The sequence below is a fragment of the Collinsella sp. AF37-9 genome, assembly GCF_003475115.1.
Taxonomy (GTDB): domain Bacteria; phylum Actinomycetota; class Coriobacteriia; order Coriobacteriales; family Coriobacteriaceae; genus Collinsella.
On record NZ_QROQ01000007.1, the window covers coordinates 62,347 to 86,685 of the forward strand.

Sequence of the window (24,339 nt, forward strand, 5' to 3'; positions counted from 1 at the left end):
GTATAATGTCCACTACCTATGACGCGATACAAAAGAAAGGTGTTTGCCCATGCAGGCACAGAAGGCGGAGGGAACCCGCGACCTTATCGGCGCCGAGATGCGCGCCTGGCAAAAGATGCAGCAGATTGCGGCCGGCGTGTTCGAGCCGTTTGGCTTTAAGCCCATCGAGACGCCCGCGATCGAGCAGGTGGACGTCTTTGTCCACGGCATCGGCCAGTCGACCGACGTCGTTCGCAAGGAGATGTTCCGTGTCTTTAGCGGCGCCAACCTGGAGCGCGTCTTTACCGAGGGCACCGACACCAAGCTCAAGCCCAAGCAGCGCCTGGCGCTTCGCCCCGAGGGCACGGCTGGTGTGGTGCGCGCCGTCGTGGAGAACAATCTGGTGCCCCAGGGCTCCACGCCGTTTAAGGCGTACTACGCCGAGGCCATGTTCCGCGGCGAGCGTCCCCAGAAGGGTCGCCTGCGCCAGTTCCACCAGGTAGGCATCGAGTGGCTCGGCGCTCCCGATCCGGCGGCAGACGCCGAGTGCATCATTATGCTCATGGAGTTCTACAAGCGCCTTGGTTTCGATCTTTCCAAGCTCCGTCTGCTCATTAACTCGATGGGCGATGCCCAATGCCGTCCGGCCTATCGCGAGCAGGTCAAGCAGTTTATCCTCGATCACGCCGACGAGATGTGCGACGAGTGCCGCGAGCGCGCCGAGCTCAATCCGCTGCGTGCCTTCGACTGCAAGAACGACCACTGCCGCGAGATCATGGCCGACGCACCGCTGATGGGCGACAACTTGTGCGATGAGTGCCGCGAGCACTACGAGCAGGTCAAGCGCTATTTGGATGCGGCGGGTATCGAGTATGTCGAGGATCCCACCTTGGTGCGTGGCTTGGACTACTACACCCGTACCGTCTTTGAGGTCGAGGCTCCCGGCGCCGGCGTCGGTTCCATCGGTGGCGGCGGTCGCTATGACGGCTTGGTCGAGCTCGAGGGTGGCAAGCCCACGGCAGGCGTCGGCTTTGCCGTCGGTTTTGAGCGTGCGCTGCTGGCCCTGCAGGCCTTTGGCAGCGACCTGGGTGCCGAGGAGGCCCCGTGCGTCTACGTCGCCAATGCCGGCAAGGAGCTGCGCCAGAACGTCTTTGCCATCACGCAGGAGCTTCGTGCCGCTGGCATCGTGACCGAGGCCGACTACCAGGGTCGTTCGCTCAAAGCTCAGTTTAAGCAGGCCGACAAGGTTGGCGCCAAGCTCATTTTGGTCCTGGGTGGCGACGAGCTTGCCGCCGGCAAGGTCAAGGTGCGCGACATGGAGAGCCATGACGAGGCCCTCGTCGATCTGGCCAACGTGGTCGAGGCGGTTCGCGAGCGCCTGTAGCGCATGATTTTTGAGCTGTAGTGCCGCTGAGGTGCCCAGCTCATTGCGAGCGATTGTTACGGGGGTGTTTCGCTTTTATGCGGAATGCCCCCATTTACGTATGCCGCCCACCGAGAAATACGACCATTTAGGGCAAAAACCCTTGCAATGCAGAAAATACTTTTGTGTGGTAAAGCGCAATCAGTGTCGAAAGTATTTCGCAAGCGCCTATAATGAATACCGCATGTTACGTGCATAGAAGGAGGAATGGGAGGAAACGTGGCTGAGAACCTAAGCAACCAGTCTGTACCCGAAGCCGCGGCGCGCGTCGCTGCCGTGGTCAACCGCCTCGTTAACCGAATCGGCTCGAATGCCGAGTCCAGGGAGCGTCTCGCCGAGATCGAGATCCCCGAGGAGCTGCGCGACAACTTGGCGCTGTTCCTGCGCCTGGAGCGCCGTGTGCTTAGCGAGTATGATCCCGAGATCGCGGACCTTTTCGACAAGATCCTGACGGCCGAGATTGTGGCCAATGCCGGAAATCCCGGCGCCCGTGCTGCCGACGAGTCCGTCGACGAGCAGGGCGTGCCCACCGCCGACGAGCCTACTGCTGTGGCGTTTCGTGAGGTCGTCGATCTGATTGACAGCCTGCCGCTCGATAAGCAGCAGGTTATTGTCCGCGCCTTTACGAGCTTCTTCCATCTGGCAAACCTGTCGGAGGAGAACTACCGCGTGGCGCAGCTGCGCGAGCGCGAGGCAGGTGCGTCGACCGATACCGAGGTCGATCCCGCCAACGAACTCACCGTCGCCTATCACCAGTTGGTAAACGAGATGGGTGTCGAGGGCGCCAACGAGCTGCTCGACAAGCTCGAGTTCCACCCTGTCTTTACCGCACATCCCACCGAGGCCCGTCGTAAGGCCGTCGAGGGCAAGATTCGCCGTATCTCCAACCTGCTGGAGGAGCGTCCGCGCCTGGGCGACTCCGACCTGGTGGAGAACGAGCGCCATATGCTGCAGGAGATCGACGCTCTGGTGCGCACGAGCCCCATCGCGCTCAAGAAGCCCACGCCGGTCGAGGAAGCCGATACCATCATCGACATCTTCGATAACACACTGTTCGATGTGATCCCCGTCATCTACCGTCGTTTTGACGACTGGGTGCTGGGCGACAAGGCCGGCACCGTGCCGCCGCTGTGCCCGGCGTTCTTCCATCCCGGCAGCTGGATCGGTTCCGACCGCGACGGTAACCCCAACGTTACCGCCAAGGTGAGCCGCGAGGTCGCCGCCAAGTACTTCACGCACATGGTGCTCAAGCTCGAGGACAAGTGCCGCCGCATCGGCCGCAACCTTACGCTCGAGGCCGCCTACAGCAAGCCGTCGGCAGAGCTCATGAACCTGTGGAACCATCAGGTCGAGATGAGCGCTCAGTACACGGCTCGCGCCGAGCTGATTTCCGAGCACGAGCCGCATCGCGCCGTCATGCTCGTCATGGCCGACCGTCTGAACGCCACCGTGCGCCGTATCACTGATACCATGTACCACAGCGCCGATGAGTTCCTGGAGGACCTGCGTGTCGTCCAGCGCTCGCTGGCCGCTTGCGGTGCCGTCCGTGCTGCCTACGGCCCGGTCCAGACCATCATCTGGCAGGTCGAGTCCTTCGGCTTCCATATGGTCGAGATGGAGTTCCGTCAGCACTCCGTGGTGCATGCCCGCGCCCTCAAGGATATCCACGAGAACGGTATCCATGGCGACCTGCAGCCCATGACGCGTGAGGTCATCGATACCTTCCGTGCTATCGGTTCCATCCAAAAGCGCTACGGCAAGAAGATGGCGCACCGCTACATCATCTCGTTCACCAAGAGCGCCCAGCATGTGGCCGACGTCTTTGAGCTTGCCCACCTGTCCTTTGCACACGAGGAGGATGTCCCCGAGCTCGACGTGATCCCGCTGTTTGAGCAGCTCGAGGACCTCGAGGGCTGCGTCGACGTGCTCGACCAGATGCTTACGCTGCCCGTGGTGCAAAAGCGCCTTGCCCAGACCAACCGCCGCATGGAGGTCATGCTGGGCTATTCCGACTCCTCTAAGGATGCCGGTCCTACCACGGCCATGCTCGCGCTGCACTCCGCGCAGGAGCGCATTGCCAAGTGGGCCGAGAAGAACGATATCGACCTGGTGCTCATGCACGGTCGCGGCGGTGCCGTGGGCCGTGGCGGCGGTCCGGCCAACAAGGCCGTGCTGGCGCAGCCCAAGGGTTCGGTCAACTGCTTCTTTAAGCTCACCGAGCAGGGCGAGGTCATCTTTGCCCGTTACGGCAACCGTACGCTGGCTCAGCGCCATGTTGAGTCCGTTGCCGCCGCAACGCTTTTGCAGTCGGCCCCGAGCGTCGAGAAGACCAACACCGAGACCACGCAGAAGTTCTGGGATATGGCCGAGAAGCTCAACGCCGTAAGCCACGAGCGCTATCTGGACCTGCTGAACACCGAGGACTTTACACCGTGGTTCTCGACCGTGACGCCGCTGACCGAGGTCGGTCTGCTGCCGATCGGCTCGCGTCCCGCCAAGCGCGGTTTGGGTGCCAAGTCGCTCGACGACCTGCGTACCATTCCGTGGATCTTCAGCTGGAGCCAGGCGCGCATCAATCTGGCCGCTTGGTACGGCCTGGGCACCGCCTGCGAGCAGCTGGGCGACCTTGATCAGCTCAAGGCTGCCTATCAGGAGTGGCCGTTCTTCCGCACGTTCATCGACAACATCGAGATGTCGATTGCCAAGACCGACCAGCGCATCGCTAAGATGTATCTGCACCTGGGCGATCGCCAGGATCTGTCCAAGAAGGTCTTCACCGAGATGCAGCTCACGCGTAAATGGGTCCTTGCCATCGTCGGTGACGAGTGGCCGCTGCAGCGCCGCCGCGTGCTCGGCTGCGCCGTCCGCGTCCGTAACCCCTATGTCGACGCTCTGTCCATTGCCCAGGTCCGCGCCCTTCGCGAGGTGCGTATGAACCAGGACGAGATGGCCGAGGAGAAGAAGGCCGAGTACATGAGCCTGATTCTTTCGACTGTGACCGGCGTCTCGGCAGGATTGCAGAACACGGGGTAATCGATAGCCCTGTGGCTCTCACCGGGACCAGATGGGATTCCCTCTGAATGCGTCCTCGCACTTGAGGCCCCCTTATCCTGCTCCTTCGGAGTTGCGGATAAGGGGGCTTCGTGCTGCGGAATGCATTCAGAGGGAAACCCATCGGGTCCCTTCGTCCTCGGTCTTCGGGGATTACAGCTGAGGGGAGAATGGCGTGCTTCGCGCTTAATGTGGGGTGCGGCGAGGGCTTCTTGCGTGCTGCGGAGTGTGCCTAAAAGTAAACTGATGGCGGGCCCTGCGATGTCCGGTCTTCGACGGATTACTGCTGGGGAAAAGATAACGCGCTTCGCGCGTTTTGGATGGGGTCTATCCTGGTGGCGCATTTGGCGCTTCTCGCCTTACGACTGTGGCGGCCGCGGTCCTGTTTGGGATCGCGGTCGTTTTGTTGTGGGTCAAATATGAACGTTGTGTTAATGAGTCGGTAGACGGTGGTGTTTTTCGGTGAGCGGCGTATCCTTCCAACGGTTTATCTAGTGTGTCAGTTGAAAGGAAGAGGGCGCTCGTCATTGTTTGAATGTGAACTGCCGTTTGACCACAAGACGTTGCATCTGGAACTCGAGGATAAGAACTTCGCGGGTGTGATGGAAGGTCATCAAAACGAGTTTAAGACCACGAAATCGCAGGAAAAGCTGGTGGAGGAGTCGCTTGCCAACCCTTACGGCTCGCCTTCGCTCGAGGAGCTTTGTGCTGGCAAGAAGGATATTGTCATCATTAGCTCAGATCATACGCGTCCCGTTCCCTCGCGTGTGACGATGCCTATTCTGCTGCATCACATCCACTCCGCTGCGCCTGAGGCGCGCGTTCGCATTCTGGTTGCTACGGGTATGCATCGTCCGTCGACGCACGAGGAGCTCGTCAACAAGTACGGCGAGGAGATCGTTGCCAACGAAGAAATCGTTATGCACGTCGCGACTGACGACAGCATGATGAAAAAGATCGGCACCCTGCCTTCTGGTGGCGAGTGCATCATCAACAAGATCGCTGCCGATTGCGATCTGCTGCTTGCCGAGGGCTTTATTGAGCCGCACTTCTTTGCCGGTTTCTCTGGTAGCCGCAAGTCCGTCCTGCCTGGCATCGCCAGCTACAAGACCATCATGTACAACCACAACGGTCAGTTTGTGAACGATTCCCACTCGCGTGCCGGCAACCTGTGCCACAACCACGTGAGCGAGGACATGTTTGCCGCCGCCGAGATGGCTCACCTTGCCTTTGTGCTCAACGTGGTGCTCAACGGCAAGCACGAGGTCATTGGCTCCTTTGCCGGCGACATCCACAAGGCGCACGAGGCTGGCTGCGAGTTCGTGAAGAGCCTTGCCGGCGTTGAGCCCGTCGAGTGCGAGATCGCCATTACCACTAACGGCGGCTACCCCCTCGATCAGAACATCTATCAGGCTGTGAAGGGCATGTGCGCTGCCGAGGCCACGCTTCCCGAGGGCGGCGTGATCATCGATGTCGCCGGTTGTGCCGACGGTCACGGTGGCGAGGGCTTCTATCACAACATCGCCGACAACGATCCGGCGGAGTTTGAGCGCGCCTGCATCGACCGTCCTAAGGACGAGACCCTGCCTGACCAGTGGACGAGCCAGATCTTTGCCCGCATCCTGGCGCATCACCCTGTGATCATGGTCACCGATCTGTGCGATCACCAGATGCTCAAGGATATGCACATGACGCCGGTCAACACCCTCGAGGAGGCGCTCAAGCTCGCCTTTGAGATGAAGGGCGCCGACGCCAAGGTCGCCGTCATCCCCGATGGCCTGGGTGTTGTCGTCGCACAGCACTAGTGCGCGGCTTAAACGAATCGTTTATAACCGACAAGAAAGATAAGGTTTTATGCTTACCAAACTCCTCTGCGAATTCGGCGCGACGGCCCTCATGATCGTCTTTGGCGTGGGCGTGCACTGCGATACCGTGCTCAAAGGCACCAAGTATCAGGGCTCTGGCCATATGTTTGCCATCACCACCTGGTCTTTTGGCATCTCGGTCTGCCTGTTTGTCTTTGGCGGTGCCGTGTGCATGAACCCCGCTATGGTGCTTGCCCAGTGCATCGTCGGTCTGGTGCCGTGGGGCAACTGCATCCCCTTCATGCTTGCCGATATGCTCGGCGGCTTTGTGGGTGCTGTGATCGCTTGGTTTATGTATGCCGATGAGTTCAAGGCTTCCGAGGGTGTCGTCGATCCCATTGCTCAGCGCAACATCTTCTCGACCAACCCTACCACCGAGGGCACGAACTATGCCCGCAACTTCTTCTGCGAGGCTATCTGCACCTTCGTGTTCATCAGCGCCATCCTTGCTGCTGCTAGCCGTGCTGGTGAGAACGTTCTGTTGCTCGCCATCTGCGTCGGCCTGATTGTCTGGGCCGTTGGCATGGGCATGGGCGGCATCACCGGCTTCGCCATGAACCAGGCGCGTGACCTTGGTCCTCGCATGGCCTATCAGGTGCTGCCGATCAAGAACAAGGCTGACAACAACTGGAAGTATGGTCTGCTTGTTCCTGGCATCGCGCCGTTTGTCGGTGCTATTGTCGCCGCGCTGTTTGTGCATGGTTTCTTGGGCATGTTCTAGTCTGAGGCTACATAGTTGTCCGCTGGCCGCATGGGGTAACTTCCCAGCGCGTCCTGCGGAATGCGCTGGGAAGTTACCCCATGCGGCCAGCTGCGGGATCTTAGTCGCGTTGGAACAAGCAACCCAACATATATATCTGAATTTGGATGGGAGGGGCGCTTTGTTTTTGGGTGCCCTTACAAGAAAACGTGACTTGGGGAAGGGATGGGCGCTTTGTTGGGATGGCGCTTTGGGATGGGGGGCTTACTTAGCTGAAGAGGGGCTGTATGGCTGATAGGTAGTCTTTGGCTACTTCGGCCCTATCTGCTTGGAAGTTGTGCCAGGCCCACCATTGGACCATTCCTACGAAGCTTGAGGCTATGTGGTGTAGTAGGAAGCTTCGGTCCATGGTGGCGGCGGGGCCGTTTAGGTCGGTGGGGACGGTTTCGGCTGCTCGTGACATGATGGTCTTGCGTAAGCAGTCGGCGAAGACGCGTGAGCCGGCACCGGCTACGAGGGCTCGAACGCCCTGACGGCGCTCCCAGAGGTTGTTGAGGATATGCTCGACCTGTACGAGTGGGTCATCGAGGGGCGCACCGTCATCGTCGAGGGCATGGGTGCAGATATCGCGCACGAGCTCAGCGAGCAGGTCATCTTTGCTTTTGAAGAGGCCGTAGAACGTGGCCCGACCCACATTGGCGCGAGCGATGATGTCGCCGACGGTGATCTTGCCGTAATCTTCCTCGCACAGGAGCTCGGAGAACGCCGCGACGATGGCGGCGCGGCTTTTTGCCTTGCGGGCATCCATGGCTATGCGTCCGCGTGAACGAGCAGGCAGCGGAGCGTACCGGAGCAACCCTCGTAGGGGCGCTTACCGGCGCCGTAGCCGACGGCCTCGATGCGGTAGCGGGCCGGCAGGTGCTCGGACGTGCGCAGTGCGGCGACGATGGCGGCGCCCGTGGGCGTCACGAGCTCGCCGGCGACCGGTGCAGGCGTGAGGGCGATATTGCCCGCCTGGCACAGGTTGACGACAGCGGGGACGGGAATGGGCATGAGGCCGTGGGCGCAGCGAATGGTGCCGTGGCCCTCAGAGAGCGATTCGACCACGATGTCCTCAATACCCAGGTCATCGAGGCAGATGGCGACAGAGCAGACGTCGACGATGGAATCAACGGCGCCTACCTCGTGGAACATGACGGTCTCGGGCGTTTTGCCGTGGGCCTTGGCCTCGGCGGCGGCGAGCGCGGTAAAAATGGCGAGCGCACGACGCTTGGCGCCATCGCTTAGCTGCGAGCCGTCGATGATGGCGGTGACGTCCGCCAAAGAACGGTGGTGATGGTGGTGGGCGTGATGATGGCCCTCGTGGCCATGACCGTGGGCCTCATGGTCATGGTCGTGGCAGTGCTCGTGCTCGCCATGGTCATGATGGTGGCGTTCGTGTTCGTGCATATGCTCGACAGCTGCTTCGTTGCCGTAGAGCCAGGCCATATCGTGATCGTGGTTCTCGAGCTCCTCTGCAAGCTGGACATCGAAATCGCAGGCGTCGATGCCGTGCTTGTTTACGCGCGTCACGGCAATCGAAAAGCCGTCGACCGGCAGCGTGGCGAGCTGCTCGTGCAGATGCTCCTCGCTGGCGCCCAGGTCGAGCAGGGCCGCGACGGTCATATCGCCGCTGATGCCCGAGGTGCCGTCGATGATAAGCGTATGCTGATGGTTGGACATGGAATGCTCCTTAGCGGGCGCGGGGTGTGCCGGCGCTCAGATGATTGATAAGACTTGCCTGGTATGCGGCACCAAAGCCGTTGTCGATATTGACGACCGAAACGCCGCTGGCGCAGGAGTTGAGCATGGCGAGCAGTGCGGCTACGCCACCAAAGCTCGCGCCGTAGCCCACGCTGGTGGGAACGGCAATGACCGGACAGCTCGCCAGGCCGCCGATAACGCTCGCCAGCGCGCCTTCCATGCCGGCGATGGCGATGACCACCTGCGCCTGGGCAAGTTCCTCGGCATGCGCGAGCAAGCGGTGCAGGCCGGCGACGCCTACGTCGTAGAGGCGGTCGACCTCGTTGCCATAGAACTCGGCCGTCAACGCGGCTTCCTCGGCGACGGGCAAGTCGCTCGTGCCGGCGCAGGCGACGACGATGCGTCCGTTACCGGTGGGGGAGGGCTTGCCGCCCACGAGGGCGAGCTGTGCGTCCGGGACATATCCCAGGTCGATGCCGTTGTCGAGGAGCTCCGAGGTGCGGGCTGCTTTTTCGCTGTCCAGGCGCGTGACCAGGATGCGCTCCTGGCCAGCATCGCGCAGCGCTTCGATAATGGCGGCAATCTGCTCGGCGGTTTTACCCGCACCGTAGACAACCTCGCCGGCTCCCTGGCGCACCCCGCGCGAAAGATCGAGCTGTGCAAAACCCAGATCGGCGGTCGGAGCCGTCTGGATGCGCGTGAGGGCGACGGCTGGGGTGACTGCTCCGCCGGCAACATCGCTCAGCAATTGCTCAAGATCTCGCTTATCCATATATGTTCCCTTCGACGGCGCAAAGTCTAGCACTCAAAGGGTATGTTTCCGAACACTAAGACAAAATTGTTCGGAAACTATAGGACAGACTGATTCACTTGTTAGATGGATTGACTAGTCGCGCAGGATGATGTCCATGGCGAGCATCAGGTTGCGTTCGTCGATGGCAAACGGGGCCGCCTCGCGCGTCTTGGGCTTGGCGCAAAACGCGATGCCCGTGCCCGCGGCCTGAATCATGGGGATGTCGTTGGCGCCGTCGCCGATCGCGACCGTGTGGGCCATATCGACGCCGCACTCAACTGCCCAATCTAGCAGCTGGATGAGCTTGGACTCCTTGGTCACGATGTCGGCCGCCAGCTTGCCGGTGAGCTTGCCGTCCACGACTTCCAGGCGGTTGGCCAGGCAAAAATCGATGCCCGCGGCGGCCACGATCTTGTCGGCGACCTCGTGAAAGCCGCCGCTTACCACGCCGACCTTCCAGCCCTTGCTGTGCGCTGAGCGCACAAGCTCCAACGCGCCGGGGGTAAATGTCACGCGCTCAAAGGTGCGCTCGAACACGCTCTCGTCCAGGCCGGCGAGCAGCCCCACGCGCTCCTCGAGCGCCTGCTTAAAGTCAAGCTCGCCGCGCATGGCGCGTTCGGTGATCTGTGCCACCTGCTCGCCCACGCCGGCCTCTTCGCCCAACAGGTCGATGACCTCCTGGTTGATGAGCGTGGAGTCGATATCCATAACGATGAGGCGTGCAGTCATGGCGGGCCTTTCCGAGTGCTGTTTTATTGGGCATATTGTCGCACGTGACGAGCACGGGCGGGTGCCGCGGTGCGTCAATTGTTTCGTCTCCGCCAAGTCTTTGGGCAGGAGCCACTTTTTCGCGGCACATCAGCACAGGTGCGATAAGATAGAACGCCATGTCTGGCTGCGCGGTTTACGCAGGCCGGGCAAATCTGTACGACGCCGCCCGGAACGACACGGGGCGGCACAGATCCATAAAGGAGGATCACTGGTATGAGCCAGACCCGTCCCATCGACGAGCATTCCATGCACACCCGTACCTGCGGCGAGCTTCGCCGCGAGAACGTGGGCGAAGAGGTCACCCTCACCGGTTGGGTGAGCCGTCGCCGCGACCACGGCGGCCTTATCTTCTGCGACCTTCGCGACCGCGAGGGCATTACGCAGCTCACCTTCGACCCCGAGCACTCCGACGGCGACGCCTTTAAGATTGCCGAGACTATGCGTCCCGAGTGGCCCATCAAGATCCATGGCGTCGTGCGCGCCCGTGGCGAGGAGACCACCAACACCAAGCTCGCGACCGGCGAGATCGAGGTCCTGACCGATCATGCCGAGGTGCTCAACACTTCCGTCACCCCGCCGTTCCAGATCGAGGACGGCATCGAGACCAGCGAGGACACCCGCCTGCGCTATCGCTATCTGGACCTCCGTCGTCCCGAGATGATGGCCAACCTCAAGCTGCGCTCCGACTTTACCTTTGCCATTCGCGAGGCGCTGCACAACCGTGAGTTCATGGAGGTCGAGACGCCCTCCCTGTTCAAGTCCACGCCCGAGGGCGCCCGCGACTTCATCGTCCCCAGCCGTATCCAGCCGGGCAACTTCTACGCCCTGCCGCAGTCCCCGCAGCTCCTGAAGCAGCTGCTTATGGTCGGTGGCGTCGAGCGCTACTACCAGGTTGCCAAGTGCTTCCGCGACGAGGACCTGCGTGCCGACCGTCAGCCCGAGTTCACCCAGGTCGATATCGAGATGTCCTTCGTGGACCAGAACGACGTCATGAGCGCGCTCGAGGAGGTCCTGGCTGATGCCTTCGGCCGCATGGGCGTCGAGATGCCCACGCCGCTGCGTCGCATGAACTACTGGGAGGCCATGGACACCTATGGCTCCGATAAGCCCGATACCCGCTATGGCATGCACCTGGTCGACCTGACCGACATCTTTGCCAACTCCAAGTTCAAGGTCTTTGCGACTGCCGCAAACGAGGAGGGCTCTGTCGTCAAGGCCATCAACGCCAAGGGTGCCGGTGCCTGGGCTCGCGCCAAGATCGACAAGCTCGCCGGCGTGGCCTCCACGTTTGGCGCCAAGGGCCTTGCCTGGATCGCCTTCCGCGAGGACGGCTCCATTAACAGCCCCATCGTCAAGTTCTTCTCGGACGAGGAGATGGCTGCCCTGCGCGAGCGCATGGACGTCGAGCCCGGCGACCTTGTGATGTTCGCCGCCGGCCCGCGCCTGCTCTCCGACGAGATCCTGGGCGGCATGCGTTCCCACATGGCCAATGCGCTCGAGGTCAAGCGCGAGGGCCACGACTTCCTGTGGGTCGTCAACTTCCCGCTGTTCCACTGGGACGAGGATCGCAAGGCCTATGCTGCCGAGCACCAGCCCTTCACCCTGCCGACCGAGACCGACATCGCCAAGATCGAGGCCGACCCGCTGGCAGCCGGTTCGTGCACCTACGACTTTGTCATGGACGGCTTTGAGGCCGGCGGCGGCGGTATGCGTATCCACAACGCCGAAATGCAGATGTCCATGCTCAAGCTCCTAGGCTTTACCGAGGAGCGCGCCGAGTCGCAGTTCGGCTTCCTCATGGAGGCTCTCAAGTTTGGTGCGCCCCCGATGGGCGGCTTTGCCCTGGGCCTGGACCGCGTGTGCATGCTGCTCACCGGCTCCGACTCCATCCGCGACGTCATGGCGTTCCCCAAGACGGCCAGCGGCTCCGACCTCATGTCGGGCGCCCCGAGTGCCGTTTCCGGCGCCCAGCTCAAGGACGTCAGCCTGTGCTTGATGTAGGCGAGCGGCCACAAATTGCTTGCAACGAGGGAAGGACGTGTGCCTTCCCTCGTTTTTTATGCGCGGGCGTTGCGAGGGCATAGGTTGACCGGACGTGGCGGAAACTGTGTCCCATCGTTGACGCTCGAAGTGGGATGCGGTTTCCATCCCGCCCTCAACAAGCATCTAACGCTACAATAACTATCACGTGGCTGGGTTTGCCGGCCGAATGTGCGACGTCGTGGGAGGGGACATGGTCGAGTTTACAAAGACGATTAAAGATCCGTTGGGATTGCATGCCCGCCCGGTTGCGCTGCTCTACGACATCATTGCCAAGCATCGTAGCAACGTATCGGTCAGCATCGGCGATCGCCATACCGACGGCCGCGATGTGATGGGGCTCATGGCTCTCTACGGCGAATGTGGCGAAGACATCGTGTTCCGCGTTTCGGGCGTGGATGAGGCCTCCTGCGTCACATCGATCAGAAACCTCTCGCTCTAACCTCAACAATGTGACAAGGGGACAGGCCCCTTTGTTGCATAAATTGGTATGACAAGGCACCGCAAAGAGATGGTCTTTGCGGTGCCTCTTTTGTTTCGTATAGGAAACTTTTTCGAAAACTGAATGAGGACCCTTTCCAAAAAGTTAACCACGTGTTAGTTTACTAAAGCGAACATAGACGTGGTTAACTTTTGCTGCGTCGATGTTGAGGACGAATTGACGTTAGGAGCTCACTCATGTCTTGCGGACCGCAGATGCCGGCTATGCCGCTTTCGATGGTAAAGGCGGGCGAAACCGTGCGCGTGTCTCGTGTAAAGGGCAATGAGGACATGAAGCACCACCTCAAGGACCTCGGCTTTGTCGAGGGCAGCGAGATCCACGTGGTGAGCTCGAGTGGCGCCAACATCATCGTCACGGTGCTGGGCGCTCGCTTTGGCATCGATTCCAAGGTTGCCATGCACATCATGACCGTCGGTTAGTCCGCAGCATTCTGTAAAAACTGAAAGGGGGACAAGTAAATGAAGACGTTGGGTGACGTTAAGGTGGGCGAGAGCTCTACCATCGTCAAGCTTCACGGTGAGGGCGCGCTGCGCCGCCACCTCATGGACCTGGGGCTCATCAAGGGCACTTCGTTCAAGGTCGTAAAGGTTGCACCGCTCGGTGATCCGGTCGAGATCAACGTGCGCGGCTACGAGCTTTCCATCCGCAAGGAGGAGGCCGCCGTCGTCGAGGTCCAGTAAGGACTCGCGGCGCATATTTCTGCAGATAAAGTTAGGTTTTTCTAACTTAATGCAGCATCTTTGAAGCACATTGTCCAGCCCGTGCGGAGAAAGCAGCGCGGGCACACAAGGAAGAAGGATTGAATGGCGGATTCTCAGATCCATGTCGCGCTGGCGGGTAACCCCAACTGCGGCAAGACCACGCTTTTCAACCTGATCACCGGCGCCAACGGCTACGTTGGCAACTGGCCCGGCGTCACGGTTGAGAAAAAGGAAGCCAAGCTCCTGAGTGACAAGAACGTCACGATTACGGACCTCCCCGGCATCTACTCGCTTTCCCCCTACAGCCCCGAGGAGCAGTGCTCGCGCGATTACCTCATGAGCGGCGAGCCTGATGTCGTCGTCCAGGTGGTCGACGCTACCAACCTCGAGCGCAACCTGTACCTAGCGCTTCAGGTTATCGAGACCGGCCTGCCCGTGGTCGTTGCCCTCAACATGGCCGACTTGGTCGAGAAGAACGGCGACAAGATCGACACGGACAAGCTCTCCAAGAAGCTCGGCTGCCCGGTCATGATGATCTCCGCTCTTAAGAACAAGGGCATCACGGAGCTGTTCGAGCAGGTCAAAAAGTCCGCTGCCTCCAAGGGCCAGGTGCCGGAGCACAAGTTCGACTCCTCCATCGAGGACGTTCTGGACCACATCGAGAACAACCTTCCGGCGAGCGTTCCCGCCAACAAGCGCCGCTACTACGCCGTCAAGCTGTTCGAGCGTGATGCAGACGCCTGCAAGCTCATCAACCTCACCAAGGAGAAGGCCGCTCGCGTCGAGCAGCTGGTCGCCCAGTGCGAGCAGGATTGCGACGACGACGCCGAGTCCATCATCACCGGCGAGCGCTACGGCGTGATTGCCCACATCATCGACGAGTGCCTCACTAAGGCTCCGGCAAAGATGAGCACCTCCGAGAAGATCGACCGCGTGGTTACCAACCGTATCCTGGGCCTGCCGATCTTTGTGGTCATCATGTTCTGTGTGTACTACATTGCCGTCTCTACCTTGGGCGGCACGGTGACTGACTTCACCAACGACCAACTCTTCGGCACCGACGGCTGGTACGTGCTCGGTCAGGGTCGCGACGCCTATGACGCAGCTGTTGAGGCTGCGGGCGACAATGCCGACTCGGTCGACCCGGCACAGTACGGCCCCTATGTCCCGGGTATCACCACCATGGTGCACGACGCCCTTGTGGCGGGCGGCACCGAGGACGGCGGCCTGGTCGATTCGCTGGTCTGCGACGGCATCGTCGGCGGCCTGGGCGCCATCTTCGGCTTCGTCCCGCAGATGTTCCTGCTCTTTGTGATGCTGTCTTTCCTGGAGGACTGCGGCTACATGGCCCGTGTCGCCTTCATCATGGACCGCGTGTTCCGCCGGTTTGGCCTGTCCGGTAAGTCCTTTATCCCCATGCTCGTGTCCTCGGGCTGCGGCGTCCCCGGCGTCATGGCCACCAAGACCATCGAGAACGAGAAGGACCGTCGCATGACGGTCATGACCACCACGTTCATTCCCTGTGGCGCTAAGCTGCCGATCATTGCCCTGCTCATGGGTTCCATCATCGGCGATTCTTCTACCACCGCCGCGTGGATTAGCCCGCTCTTCTACTTCCTGGGCGTCTTTGCCGTCATCGCCTCGGGCCTCATGCTCAAGAAGACCAAGCTCTTTGCCGGTCGCCCGACGCCGTTCGTTATGGAGCTTCCTGCCTACCACTTCCCGGCGATCCGCTCTTGGGCGCTGCACGTGTGGGAGCGCTGCTGGGCCTTTATCAAAAAGGCCGGCACGGTCATCTTCGCGTCCACCGTTGTGGTTTGGTTCCTCTCCAACTTTGGTAGCTATAACGGTTCCTTTGGCTTCCTGCCCGCGATGGACGGCATCCCCGAGGAGTTCATGGACTACTCCGTGCTTGCCATGCTGGGCAACCTGGTCGCCTGGATCTTCGCCCCGCTCGGCTTTAGCACCTGGCAGGCAACTGCGCTGACTGTCTCTGGCCTTGTCGCCAAGGAGAACGTCGTCGCCACCGCCGGCTCGCTGCTGTCGGTTGCCGACGCCGCCGAGACCGACCCGAGCCTGTGGACCGCGTTTGCCGGCATGTTCCCGACTATGGGCGCTTGCGTTGCCTTTGGTGCCTTCAACCTGCTGTGCGCCCCGTGCTTTGCCGCCATGGGAACTATCCGCAACCAGATGGACTCCGGCAAGTGGACCGCGATTGCCATCGGCTACGAGTGCGCCTTTGCCTGGGTGATCGGCCTGTTCATCAACCAGTTCTACAACCTGCTTGTCCTTGGCCAGTTTGGTATTTGGACGGTTGTAGCCATCGTACTGCTGGTTGCGATGCTCTTCCAGATCTTCCGTCCCATGCCCAAGCACGCTTGGACCGACGAGGACGAGACCAACACCGCTTCCGCTGCAGTTTCCGCTTAAGTCCGAATAAGGATCAGCCCCTTTCCACGAGCCCGGGTGTCCCAGCGACACTCGGGCTTTTTGGTGAGGGAGATGTGGCGTTTCCGCAGATAAAACCGACCAAAATATACCTGTCCCTTTTTGGCAGGTGGAGAATGGGGTAAAGTAAGTGGTGGTTAACTAGAGGAGGCTTGCTATGGCACCTATCGATATTGTTGTACTGGCTGTTATCGGCATTGCGTTTGTCGCCGTGTGCGTGCGCATTTATCGTAAGGGCACTTGCGCCGACTGCGCTCAGGGCGGCGTTTGCACGGGACATTGTTCCAACAAAAAAACCTGCGCCGCACTTAAGGGCGTGGACAAAATTGCCGAAGACTTGGGCCGCGGTATCAAGTAAGGTCCGTCATCCAAGCGCCTCGCGAGCATCCGTTCGCGGGGCGCTTTGCACATTTGGGGGAGAGCGCGGCGAGTTGAAGAGTGATTTTGGGGTATCGCTAACTATGTGGTCAACGGCCCGCTCACTGTGGTCCATGCTGTAGCCGGCGCCAAGCTCGCCGTCGAGGGCATGACCAGCTACCTGGGCCTCTAACTCCACCCCGCTCATCAGTTGCGGTGAAATGCGGACTGTTTTGGCTGTCAAAGGCCTTATCTACTCCGTATTCCACCGCAACTTTTTTGAGGGGTGGGCTAGAGACGCTGCATGCGGTACCCGACACCCATGTGCGTCTGAATCATCTTGGGGTGAGAGGGGTCTGCCTCGATCTTCTTGCGCAGGGTGCGCATGAACACGCGCAGGCTCGCCAGATCGCTGTCCCAGCTCGTGCCCCATATCTCGCGGGTGATGAAGGTGTGGGTGAGCACCTTGTCGACGTTTTTCGCCAGAAGGACGAGCAATTTGTACTCGGTTGGGGTGAGCGAGAGCTCGCGTCCGTCTTTCGTCGCGTATCCCGCGGCGTAGTCGATATGCAGCGGACCGTTGTCGAACGTGCTCGCTTCTGTCGACTCGCTTGACGCCATCGAGGAGCGCCTCAAATTCGCACGGACGCGCGCGAGCAACTCATCCACAGAAAAGGGCTTGGTGAGGTAGTCGTCTGCCCCTGCGTCAAGTGCTGCAATCTTGTCGGAATCTTCGGTGCGCGCCGAAATGACGATAATGGGGACTGCCGACCAGCTTCGGATCTTCGTGATGACCTCGATACCGTCAATGTCGGGAAGGCCGAGGTCGAGCATGATGAGGCTGGGGCCGTGCGACACCGCATCCATGATGGCGGCCTGGCCGTTGCAAACCTTGCTCACGACATAGCCGTGGAGGTCAAGCGCGGTCGAAACGAGGTTTTGAACGGTCAGGTCATCTTCGACCAGGAGGATGCGTGGCTTAGCGGCATTATTCATGAATCTCGATCTCCTCGGCGGGCAGGGTAAAACGGAAGACGGCCCCATGGGGGTGGTTGTCGCGAGCTTCGATGACGCCGCCATGCGCCTCCACGATGGAGCGGCAGAGCGACAGCCCAAGGCCGATGCTTCGACGCGAATCCACGGGCCGCGTATTGCGTGAGGTGAAGAAGCGCTCAAAGATATGAGGCTTGTCGCAGTCTGCCACACCCGGCCCATCGTCTGCGACGTCCACCACGACGAACGCGCCCTCGCGACGTGCGCTGATGGTGACAGTCGAGTCCTCGGGCGTGTATTTGAAGGCGTTCATGATGAGATTCGTAAGCACCTGCATGATGAGATGGACGTCGATGCGTACCAGCAGGATGTCGTCAGTGTGCTCGATGGTGACGGTACGTCCATGCGATGCTTGGGCGACATGGCTGAGGGCGGCCTCGATGACCTCGTCGATGAGCTCGGATGTGAAGTTGAGGCGAATGGTGCCATCCTCGACGCGTGTGATGGCGAGGAGGTTCTCCACGGTATCGATAAGCCAGAGGGAGTCGTCGTAGATGGCATCGGCAAGATCGCAGCGTTGTTCGAGGCTGAGCTTCTCGTCGCTCTTCCGAAGGATTGCCGCAGATCCGGATATAGCCGTGAGGGGTGTCCTCAAATCGTGGCCGATGGAGCGCAAAAGGTTGGCGCGCAGCTGCTCGTTTTTCGCCAAGACCGCAGCCTCTTCGCGCTCTTGCGCCGCCCGGTCGCTTTCGAGCGCCAAGGCGCATTCGCCTACGATAGATAGGACGATCGAATGCTCGAAGGCTTCGATCTCGCGCCCCTCCAGGTCGATGCCGATGACACCGAATACCTTGTCGCCGGTGCGAACCGCGAGGTAGAGGCAGCGCGCCTCAGGCAGGGTCCGCGTGCTTGCGCCCGCGCGCTTGTTGTTGGTGTAGGTCCAGGTTGCAACGGCGCGCTCGTAGTCGGTGAGCAGCGACGCGGATCGGTTTTCGGTGCCAGCGGACTCATAGAGCGTCTTGCCGAGCGTGCCGTGTTCGGCGGTGTAGAAGACCACGTCGAGTTTTAGCAGTTTGATGAGTTGGTTCATGGCGACGCGGGCGCACTCCTCCGCGCTATGGGCTTGCTGTAAGAGCTGGTTCGTTTCGAGGAGTACGCGCGTTTTGAATGCGTTCTCGGCGGAGGTGCGGGCATTGTCGGCGATGCGCGCAGTTAACTCGCCGGCGACCATAGCGGTAGCGAACATGATGCCGAACGTGACCAGATAGCTTCGGTCGTAGCTGGCGAGCGAAAACAGAGGCGTGACGAAGCAGAAGTTGTAAAGCACTACAGAGAGCACGCTCGATACGATCGTGCAGATACGCCCCGTCGTGGTGACGGCGGTCAGCAGGGCCGTGAGGATATAGAGGGATATGATGCTGGAATCGGCAAATCCCAGATGGCGGAAAGCCGTGCCGATCGCCGTGGCGACAAGAGAGAGGGCCAGCGTGCGAAGCACGTCACGGCTGCTGGGCGGCTGCAGGGCGAGCGCATGGCGGCGTCCTTTGGGTCGGGAGGGCGGAGTCGACTGGTCTGGAATGATGTAAATGTCGAGGTTCGGGGCGAATGTTATGAGCTGTTCTACGAGAGATTTGCGGCCAAAGAGGGCCTGACGGACGCTGCTGTGCTCGCCCGTGCGCCCCATGACGATCTTCGAAATACCCGACAGGCGCGCGAACTCGGAGATCTGAAACGCGACGTCGTCGCCATAGACGGTTTCCATATGTGCTCCGAGCTGCTCGGCTAGGGCGATATTGGCTGCAAGCTTGGCGCGCTCATCATCGCTCATGGCTTGCGTGCGCGGGCTTTCTACGAACAGGGCGACGAGCTCGCTGCGAAACGCTTTCGCCATGCGTGCGGCGGCACGGACGATGCGGGGATTGGTCGGCGCCGGGGAGACACAGACTAAGATACGCTCCTTGGTGTAGTAGTCACGGTTTCCCAGCACGCGTGCGGCGTCTGTGAGGTGGCCGGTGCGATCGGCGCAGCGGCGCAGCGCGATTTCTCGGAGTGCGGTGAGGTTTTCGACGGTAAAAAAATGCTGTTGCGCTCGGTCGGCTTGTGCGGGACGGTAGACGAGGCCGGCGCGAAGGCGCTCAAGTAGGTCTTCGGGCTCTATGTCGACGAGCTCGACCTGGTCGGCATCATCGAAGATACGGTCGGGGATTCGTTCGCTCACGACAACGCCGGTGATGGATGCAACCATGTCGTTTAGGCTCTCGATATGCTGAACGTTTACGGTCGTATAGACGTCGATGCCTGCATGTAGAAGTTCCTCGACGTCTTGATAGCGTTTGTCGTGGCGAGACCCCGGCGCATTCGTATGGGCGAGCTCGTCGACAAGGATGAGCTGAGGGGCGCGTTCGATAGCCGCATCTAGATCGAACTCGCTGAGCGCAATGCCGTTGTGCTCGATGAGTTTACAGGGCACGTTCTCAAGCCCTTGTGCAAGATGGGCAGTTGCCGGACGTTCGTGCGGCTCGATGTATCCCGCGACGACGTCGACACCTCGCCGCTTGGCGGCGTGGGCGGCTTGAAGCATCGCATAGGTTTTGCCTGCACCAGCAGCGTAGCCAAAGAAAATCTTGAGGTGTCCCCGGCTGGTTCGGGCGTCATCGGCGACCTCGTCTTTCTCAATTGCCTTGAGGATGAGGTCTGGATTGACGCGAGTGTCCGATGCGTCGCGCTGCATAGCGTAGCCTTTCTGAAACGTTGTCCATGCGTGCATACGCGGTGAGGACGCCACTGTATGCTCGCGAGGTCGAGTATAGGCGCACTGCAGCCGCAATAGTGCTTTCTACCTGCATCTTTACGGCATCTTAAGGTCGTGAGCCCCGGCCCTCACGCCTCTTTAATCTCTAGAAGCGTTTACTGTCCCCAGGCGCTTGCGGGAGCAGGCGTCCGAGACATCGGACCGCGCGTGAAAGGGGCGGTAATGGACATCCTCATTCCCATTATCGGAGTCGTCTGCATCGGACTCCTTATCTATTACATCTACATTCTGATGAGGAGTGATTCGTAAACTATGGACGCTGCGATTCAGTACATCTTGTACTTTGCCGTGCTCGTCGTCCTGGCCGTTCCGCTCGGTCGGTTCATGGCCCATATCATGGATGGCGAGCATACGTTCCTGTCGCCTGTGATTGCTCCTGTGGAGCGTGGCGTCTATCGTCTGCTTCGCATCGACGCGGCAGAGCAGATGGGGTGTAGGCGCTATCTGGCGAGCGTGCTGGTCTTTTCGGGGATCGGCCTCGTGGCCCTTGTGGCACTCCAAGCGCTTCAGCCCTTCTTGCCAGGCAATCCCCAGCACCTGCCGGGTGTGTCATGGGACCTGTCGTTCAATACGGCCGCTTCCTTCATAACCAACACCAATTGGCAATCCTATTCCGGTGAGACCACCCTGTCCTACCTTGTGCAGTTCATGGGCCTCACCGTGCAGAACTTCTTGTCCGCCGGCACCGGTATTGCGGTCATGTTCGCGCTGATCCGCGGCTTCCGTCAGGTCAAGGAGCAGGGTCTGGGTTCCTTCTGGGTCGACCTCACCCGCACCGTCCTGTATGTGCTCATCCCGCTGAACCTCGTGTTCGGCATCTGCCTGGCTGCCGGTGGCGTCATCTCCAACTTCCAGCCGGCTCAGAAGGCTGAGCTCGTAGAGCCCGTCGCTGTCCAGCCTAATGCAGACGGCGGCTGGAGCGTCATCGACGGCGCCCAGATCGAGGGCGATACGGTCAAGGTCGACGGCAAGGTTGTCGAGGGTGCGCGCGTGGTCACCGAGCAGTTCCTGCCCCAGGGTCCCGCGGCTCCTCAGGTCGCCATCAAGCAGTCCGGCACCAACGGCGGCGGCTTCTTCGGCGTGAACTCAGCCCATCCGTATGAGAACCCCAGTGCCTTCACCAACATCATCGAGATGACCAGCCTGCTGCTGATCCCGGCCGCCTGCTGCTTCACCTTCGGTATCGGCGTCAAGAACACCAAGCAGGGCAAGGCCATCTTCGCGGCGATGCTTATCCTGCTCGTGGTCTTTACCGGCATCATCGCCGTTAACGAGCATGCGGGCACCCCGCAGCTGGCCGATGGCGGAGCGGTCAATATCGAGATGACCGACGGCCAGGCCGGCGGCAACATGGAGGGCAAGGAGAGCCGCTTCGGTATCGCCACCTCCTCCACGTGGTCGGCTTACACCACCGCCGCTTCCAACGGCTCGGTTAACTCCATGCACGACTCCTACACCCCGCTGGGCGGTTTTGTCCAGATGCTCCAGATGGCTCTGGGCGAGGTCGTCTTCGGCGGCGTGGGCTGCGGCCTGTACGGCATGATCGGCTTCGCCATCCTCACAGTGTTCATCGCCGGCCTTATGGTCGGCCGCACGCCCGAGTTCCTGGGCAAGAAGATCGAGCCGGGCGAGATGCGCTGGGCAGTTGTCCTGTGCCTGGCAACTCCGTTTGCCATTCTGGTGTGCTCGGCCATCGCCTGCATGGTGCCCGGTCTTGCCGACCAGCTCTCCAACGGCGGGGCGCATGGCTTCTCCGAGGTGCTGTATGCCTTCACCTCATGCGGCGGCAACAACGGCTCGGCGTTTGCAGGTATGAACTGCAACATTCCCTGGATCAACGTCATGCTCGGCCTCGAGATGCTGTTCGCCCGCTTCATGCCCATCATCGGTACGCTGGCTATCGCCGGCTCGCTGGCCAAGAAGGGTAAGGTCGCCGAGAGCGCCGGTACCCTGTCTACCACCAACGGCATGTTCGTATTCCTGCTCGTGTTCATCGTTCTGCTGATCGGTGCCCTGAGCTTCTTCCCGGCCCTGGCGCTTGGCCCCGTTGCCGAGTTCTTCCAGATGATTGCGTAAAGGAGGGCGCAGATTTATGACTATGCAAAAAGACATGATGGGCCGCGCGGTCCGCGACTCGTTCGCCAAGCTGGACCCTCGCGTCCAGATTCAAAACCCGGTCATGTTCCTGGTGTGGCTTTCAGCCGTCATGACCTCCGTCCTGGCCGTCGCTTCCATCTTCGGTGTGCAGGACGCGGGTGTGCCCACCTACTATGTGGTCGCCATCGCGGTCATCCTGTGGCTCACCGACCTGTTCTCGAACTTCGCCGAGGCGCTTGCCGAGGGCCGCGGTAAGGCTCAGGCCGATTCCCTGCGTGCGGCCAAGAAGGATGTCGAGGCCCATCGCATCGAGTCCGTTGAGGACAAGGAGCACTTCACCGTCGTTCCCGGCACCGAGCTCACGCGCGGCGACCTGGTGATCGTACGCGCCGGCGAGCAGATTCCCGGCGACGGCGACGTCATCGAGGGCGCTGCCTCCGTTGACGAGTCCGCCATCACCGGCGAGTCCGCCCCCGTGGTCCGCGAGGCCGGCGGCGACCGCTCTGCCGTTACCGGCGGTACCACGGTGCTGTCCGACTGGATTATCGTCAAGATCTCCAGTGAGCCCGGCCAGAGCTTCCTGGACAAGATGATCGCGATGGTCGAGGGTGCCGCGCGCAAGAAGACCCCTAACGAGATCGCTCTGGAGATCTTCCTGGTGGCCCTCTCCATCGTCTTTATCCTGGTCACGCTGGCCCTGTATTGTTACTCCTGCTTCTCGGTCGGTCTTAACGACATAGTCAACCCCACGGCCGTGACCACGCTCGTGGCGCTGCTCGTGTGCCTGGCTCCCACTACCATCGGCGCCCTTCTGTCCGCCATCGGCATCGCCGGCATGAGCCGTCTGAACGAGGCCAACGTGCTGGCCATGTCCGGCCGCGCCATCGAGGCCGCCGGCGACGTCGACATCCTCATGCTCGACAAGACCGGCACCATCACCCTGGGTAACCGCCAAGCCGCCGAGTTCATCCCGGTCGACGGCGTCGATCCCGCGGAGCTGGCCGATGCCGCCCAGCTTTCCTCGCTGGCCGACGAGACCCCCGAGGGCCGTTCCATCGTCGTGCTCGCCAAGGAGCAGTTCGGTCTGCGCGGCCGCACGCTCGAGGATAAGGGTATGGAGTTCATCCCGTTCACCGCGGCAACGCGTATGTCCGGCGTGAACTACGAGGACAATGAGATCCGCAAGGGCGCTGCCGATTCCGTGCGCACCTATGTGGAGGCAGCCGGCGGCGTGTTCTCCCAGGAGTGCGACGAGGCCGTCGAGCGCATCGCCAAGGCCGGCGGCACCCCGCTGGTCGTGACCAAGAACTGCCGCGTGCTGGGCGTTGTGTACCTCAAGGACATCATCAAGTCCGGCGTTAAGGAGAAGTTCGCCGACCTGCGCCGCATGGGCATCAAGACCATCATGGTGACGGGCGACAATCCGCTCACCGCCGCGGCAATCGCCGCCGAGGCCGGCGTTGACGACTTCCTGGCCGAGGCCACCCCTGAAGGCAAGCTCGAGAAGATCCGCGAGTTCCAGCGTGAGGGCCACCTGGTCGCCATGACCGGCGACGGCACCAACGACGCGCCCGCTCTGGCCCAGGCCGACGTCGCCGTGGCCATGAACACGGGCACCCAGGCTGCCAAGGAGGCCGGTAACATGGTCGACCTCGACTCCAGCCCCACCAAGCTCATCGAGGTCGTGCGTATTGGCAAGCAGCTGCTCATGACCCGCGGCTCGCTCACGACCTTCTCGGTGGCCAACGACGTGGCGAAGTACTTCGCTATCATCCCGGCCCTGTTCTCGCCGATCTATTCGGGACTGGGCGCCCTCAACATCCTGGGCCTCACCAACCCGTTGACGGCCGTGCTGTCCGCCATCATCTACAACGCGCTGGTCATCGTCGCGCTAATTCCGGCGGCTCTCAAGGGCGTTAAGTACCGCGAGGTCCCGTCCGGACAGCTGCTGACCCACAACCTGCTGGTGTGGGGTCTGGGCGGTATCGTGGCGCCGTTCGTATTCATCAAGATTATCGACATGCTGCTGGCCTTGTTCGGCATTGGCATGATGTAGACGGAGGT

18 protein-coding genes are annotated in these 24,339 nt (G+C 61.0%); 12 read left to right on the top strand and 6 right to left on the bottom strand.

The genetic code is table 11. The features are described 5' to 3' along the window. The first annotated feature begins 49 nt into the window (after positions 1-49). The 4 genes from hisS (at position 50) to larD (ending at position 7,039) form a co-directional block, all read left to right on the top strand. A complete protein-coding gene (gene hisS / locus DW024_RS03750) occupies positions 50-1,363 on the top strand; it encodes a histidine--tRNA ligase (RefSeq protein WP_117773187.1) in 1,314 nt (437 codons plus the stop codon). Positions 1,364-1,621: 258 nt separating this feature from the next. Beyond that, positions 1,622-4,435: a phosphoenolpyruvate carboxylase gene (locus DW024_RS03755; RefSeq protein WP_369834736.1), complete on the top strand. Its 2,814-nt coding sequence runs from the start codon at positions 1,622-1,624 to the stop codon at positions 4,433-4,435. 545 nt (positions 4,436-4,980) lie between these two features. Then, positions 4,981-6,258, top strand: coding sequence for a nickel-dependent lactate racemase (gene larA / locus DW024_RS03760; protein WP_118377008.1), 1,278 nt, complete (start codon positions 4,981-4,983; stop codon positions 6,256-6,258). A 49-nt stretch (positions 6,259-6,307) separates the two neighbouring features. Then, complete coding sequence (gene larD, locus DW024_RS03765) at positions 6,308-7,039, top strand: D/L-lactic acid transporter LarD (RefSeq protein ID WP_117758233.1); 732 nt, start codon at positions 6,308-6,310, stop codon at positions 7,037-7,039. Positions 7,040-7,286: 247 nt separating this feature from the next. Here larD and DW024_RS03770 read toward each other — a convergent pair whose 3' ends face one another. The 4 genes from DW024_RS03770 to serB all read right to left on the bottom strand — a co-directional run bounded on the left by DW024_RS03770 (position 7,287) and on the right by serB (position 10,283). After that, entirely contained in the window at positions 7,287-7,826 is a 540-nt protein-coding gene (locus DW024_RS03770; RefSeq protein ID WP_118377009.1) for a TetR/AcrR family transcriptional regulator, read from the bottom strand. A 2-nt stretch (positions 7,827-7,828) separates the two neighbouring features. Continuing rightward, positions 7,829-8,740 (bottom strand): LarC family nickel insertion protein, encoded by a 912-nt coding sequence (locus tag DW024_RS03775; RefSeq protein ID WP_118377010.1) that lies wholly within the window; start codon positions 8,738-8,740, stop codon positions 7,829-7,831. Between the two features lie 10 nt (positions 8,741-8,750). Beyond that, positions 8,751-9,533 carry a nickel pincer cofactor biosynthesis protein LarB gene (gene larB, locus DW024_RS03780; RefSeq protein ID WP_118377011.1) on the bottom strand — a complete coding sequence of 261 codons (783 nt, stop codon included), beginning with the start codon at positions 9,531-9,533 and terminating at the stop codon, positions 8,751-8,753. A 114-nt stretch (positions 9,534-9,647) separates the two neighbouring features. Beyond that, positions 9,648-10,283, bottom strand: coding sequence for a phosphoserine phosphatase SerB (gene serB, locus DW024_RS03785; protein WP_117563673.1), 636 nt, complete (start codon positions 10,281-10,283; stop codon positions 9,648-9,650). 255 nt (positions 10,284-10,538) lie between these two features. Between serB and aspS the strand changes: the two genes are divergently transcribed. From aspS to DW024_RS03815, 6 genes are all read left to right on the top strand, one after another. After that, complete coding sequence (gene aspS / locus DW024_RS03790; RefSeq protein ID WP_118377012.1) at positions 10,539-12,326, top strand: aspartate--tRNA ligase; 1,788 nt, start codon at positions 10,539-10,541, stop codon at positions 12,324-12,326. Between the two features lie 232 nt (positions 12,327-12,558). Then, positions 12,559-12,807 (top strand): HPr family phosphocarrier protein, encoded by a 249-nt coding sequence (locus DW024_RS03795; protein ID WP_158564421.1) that lies wholly within the window; start codon positions 12,559-12,561, stop codon positions 12,805-12,807. A gap of 236 nt (positions 12,808-13,043) precedes the next feature. Continuing rightward, positions 13,044-13,286, top strand: a complete 243-nt coding sequence (locus DW024_RS03800) for a FeoA family protein (RefSeq protein WP_040358815.1) — start codon at positions 13,044-13,046, stop codon at positions 13,284-13,286. A gap of 39 nt (positions 13,287-13,325) precedes the next feature. Continuing rightward, positions 13,326-13,547 (top strand): FeoA family protein, encoded by a 222-nt coding sequence (locus DW024_RS03805; RefSeq protein WP_006234774.1) that lies wholly within the window; start codon positions 13,326-13,328, stop codon positions 13,545-13,547. Positions 13,548-13,670: 123 nt separating this feature from the next. After that, positions 13,671-15,998, top strand: coding sequence for a ferrous iron transporter B (locus DW024_RS03810; protein WP_118377013.1), 2,328 nt, complete (start codon positions 13,671-13,673; stop codon positions 15,996-15,998). A 175-nt stretch (positions 15,999-16,173) separates the two neighbouring features. Beyond that, positions 16,174-16,374 (top strand): hypothetical protein, encoded by a 201-nt coding sequence (locus DW024_RS03815; RefSeq protein WP_035136858.1) that lies wholly within the window; start codon positions 16,174-16,176, stop codon positions 16,372-16,374. Positions 16,375-16,664: 290 nt separating this feature from the next. Here DW024_RS03815 and DW024_RS03820 read toward each other — a convergent pair whose 3' ends face one another. Together DW024_RS03820 and DW024_RS03825 are read right to left on the bottom strand one after the other, a co-directional pair. After that, positions 16,665-17,369 carry a response regulator gene (locus tag DW024_RS03820; protein ID WP_117583373.1) on the bottom strand — a complete coding sequence of 235 codons (705 nt, stop codon included), beginning with the start codon at positions 17,367-17,369 and terminating at the stop codon, positions 16,665-16,667. After that, positions 17,362-20,097 (bottom strand): sensor histidine kinase KdpD, encoded by a 2,736-nt coding sequence (locus DW024_RS03825; protein ID WP_118377014.1) that lies wholly within the window; start codon positions 20,095-20,097, stop codon positions 17,362-17,364. Before DW024_RS03825 ends, DW024_RS03820 begins: the two co-directional genes overlap by 8 nt. Before the next feature lie 333 nt (positions 20,098-20,430). On the opposite strand from DW024_RS03825, the gene kdpA reads away from it, so the two are divergent. Together kdpA and kdpB are read left to right on the top strand one after the other, a co-directional pair. Further along, entirely contained in the window at positions 20,431-22,254 is a 1,824-nt protein-coding gene (kdpA, locus tag DW024_RS03830) for a potassium-transporting ATPase subunit KdpA (protein WP_118377015.1), read from the top strand. Positions 22,255-22,270: 16 nt separating this feature from the next. Further along, positions 22,271-24,331: a potassium-transporting ATPase subunit KdpB gene (kdpB, locus tag DW024_RS03835; protein ID WP_118377016.1), complete on the top strand. Its 2,061-nt coding sequence runs from the start codon at positions 22,271-22,273 to the stop codon at positions 24,329-24,331. Positions 24,332-24,339: the final 8 nt, after the last annotated feature.

What these genes read in the sequence shown, in the direction of transcription:
- DW024_RS03820 (WP_117583373.1), bottom strand. Translation starts at nt 17,369, where the DNA reads ATGAATAATGCCGCTAAGCCACGCATCCTCCTGGTCGAAGATGACCTG.
- DW024_RS03770 (WP_118377009.1), bottom strand. Translation starts at nt 7,826, where the DNA reads ATGGATGCCCGCAAGGCAAAAAGCCGCGCCGCCATCGTCGCGGCGTTC.
- aspS (WP_118377012.1), top strand. Translation starts at nt 10,539, where the DNA reads ATGAGCCAGACCCGTCCCATCGACGAGCATTCCATGCACACCCGTACC.
- DW024_RS03810 (WP_118377013.1), top strand. Translation starts at nt 13,671, where the DNA reads ATGGCGGATTCTCAGATCCATGTCGCGCTGGCGGGTAACCCCAACTGC.
- DW024_RS03795 (WP_158564421.1), top strand. Translation starts at nt 12,559, where the DNA reads ATGGTCGAGTTTACAAAGACGATTAAAGATCCGTTGGGATTGCATGCC.
- larB (WP_118377011.1), bottom strand. Translation starts at nt 9,533, where the DNA reads ATGGATAAGCGAGATCTTGAGCAATTGCTGAGCGATGTTGCCGGCGGA.
- DW024_RS03815 (WP_035136858.1), top strand. Translation starts at nt 16,174, where the DNA reads ATGGCACCTATCGATATTGTTGTACTGGCTGTTATCGGCATTGCGTTT.
- DW024_RS03775 (WP_118377010.1), bottom strand. Translation starts at nt 8,740, where the DNA reads ATGTCCAACCATCAGCATACGCTTATCATCGACGGCACCTCGGGCATC.
- DW024_RS03805 (WP_006234774.1), top strand. Translation starts at nt 13,326, where the DNA reads ATGAAGACGTTGGGTGACGTTAAGGTGGGCGAGAGCTCTACCATCGTC.
- kdpB (WP_118377016.1), top strand. Translation starts at nt 22,271, where the DNA reads ATGACTATGCAAAAAGACATGATGGGCCGCGCGGTCCGCGACTCGTTC.
- DW024_RS03825 (WP_118377014.1), bottom strand. Translation starts at nt 20,097, where the DNA reads ATGCAGCGCGACGCATCGGACACTCGCGTCAATCCAGACCTCATCCTC.
- kdpA (WP_118377015.1), top strand. Translation starts at nt 20,431, where the DNA reads ATGGACGCTGCGATTCAGTACATCTTGTACTTTGCCGTGCTCGTCGTC.
- larD (WP_117758233.1), top strand. Translation starts at nt 6,308, where the DNA reads ATGCTTACCAAACTCCTCTGCGAATTCGGCGCGACGGCCCTCATGATC.
- hisS (WP_117773187.1), top strand. Translation starts at nt 50, where the DNA reads ATGCAGGCACAGAAGGCGGAGGGAACCCGCGACCTTATCGGCGCCGAG.
- serB (WP_117563673.1), bottom strand. Translation starts at nt 10,283, where the DNA reads ATGACTGCACGCCTCATCGTTATGGATATCGACTCCACGCTCATCAAC.
- DW024_RS03800 (WP_040358815.1), top strand. Translation starts at nt 13,044, where the DNA reads ATGTCTTGCGGACCGCAGATGCCGGCTATGCCGCTTTCGATGGTAAAG.